This window comes from Clostridium tarantellae (assembly GCF_009295725.1).
Lineage (GTDB): Bacteria > Bacillota > Clostridia > Clostridiales > Clostridiaceae > Sarcina > Sarcina tarantellae.
In genome coordinates this window covers 1-1,091 of the sequence record NZ_WHJC01000533.1, presented here as the reverse complement: position 1 = coordinate 1,091, position 1,091 = coordinate 1, and the positions used below count along the sequence as shown (strand labels likewise).

Here is a 1,091-nt window from a genome sequence, read left to right as displayed (position 1 = left end):
CTATGTAACATTATAGGCATTATAATATTCTTAAATTTATCATATATAAATGCTAAAAGAATTCCAAATATCATAGTTAAAATACTATGTAATAACCCAGGATGTAATAAAGCAAAAAGAATAGCTTGTATAATTATTGCTATATAAATATTTATAGATTGTCTTAATCTTTTAAATATTATTCCTCTGAAAAGAATTTCTTCAACAAAAGGAGCTAAGATTATTAAATGGAATAAACAAAATATATTACTTAAATCAAACTCTGAAGGAGCACTTGATGTTGAATAATCTAAAAATTTAAGAAAAGTTAGTTCAAAAAAAAAGTTAAGTAATCCTAATAATAAAATTATTCCTAAAAATTTAATGTTAATAGTTTTAAATCCTAAATAATCAAATAAATTGTCTTTATTCTTTTTAAAAATATAATAATAAATTTAATAAAAAAACTTCAGGGGAGAATTTATAAATGAAAATTAATTTGAAATGTGAAACTAATTTTAGTGAACTAAAAAATATAGAAAAGGAAGTATTTAAAATTAATTCTAAGTCAGTATTATTTATAGTAGATATGAATAATGGTTTTGTAAAAGAAGGAGCTCTTTCTAGTGAAAGAGTGAAAAATATTATTCCTAATGTGGTAAAGACTGTAGAATGTTTTGAGATTTTAAAAGCTCCAATTATAGCTTTTACTGATTGGCATAAAAAAGATTCTGTTGAATTTGAATTTTATCCTAAGCATTGTTTACAAGGAAGTATAGAAGCGGAGTTAATTGATGAATTAAAAGTATTTGGTGATAAAATAAAGTTAATTAAAAAATCAACTACTAATGCTTTTTTAGAGATAGAAACTGAAAAGGTAATTAATGAATTAATTACTGAAGGATATGAAAATTTAGTGATAATAGGGTGTGTAACTGATATTTGTGTAAAACAATTTGCAATTACTTTGAGAAATTATCTAAACAAAATAAACAGCAATATAAAAGTAATAGTACCTATTAATTCTATAGAAACTTTTGATACCCCTTGGCATAATGGAGATAGTATGAATTTATATGCTTTATATGATATGCTATTAAATGGTATTAAGC

The 1,091-nt window shown here is 22.3% G+C and carries 2 protein-coding genes; one reads left to right on the top strand and one right to left on the bottom strand.

Translation table 11 applies throughout. The features are described from left to right. On the bottom strand, positions 1 to 245 hold a 245-nt coding region (locus tag GBZ86_RS18775), incomplete at its 3' end, for a CPBP family intramembrane glutamic endopeptidase (RefSeq protein ID WP_422678940.1). A 221-nt stretch (positions 246 to 466) separates the two neighbouring features. On the opposite strand from GBZ86_RS18775, the gene GBZ86_RS16150 reads away from it, so the two are divergent. After that, positions 467 to 1,091, top strand: a 625-nt coding sequence (locus GBZ86_RS16150; protein WP_152892365.1) for a cysteine hydrolase family protein, incomplete at its 3' end; no start/stop codon positions are given.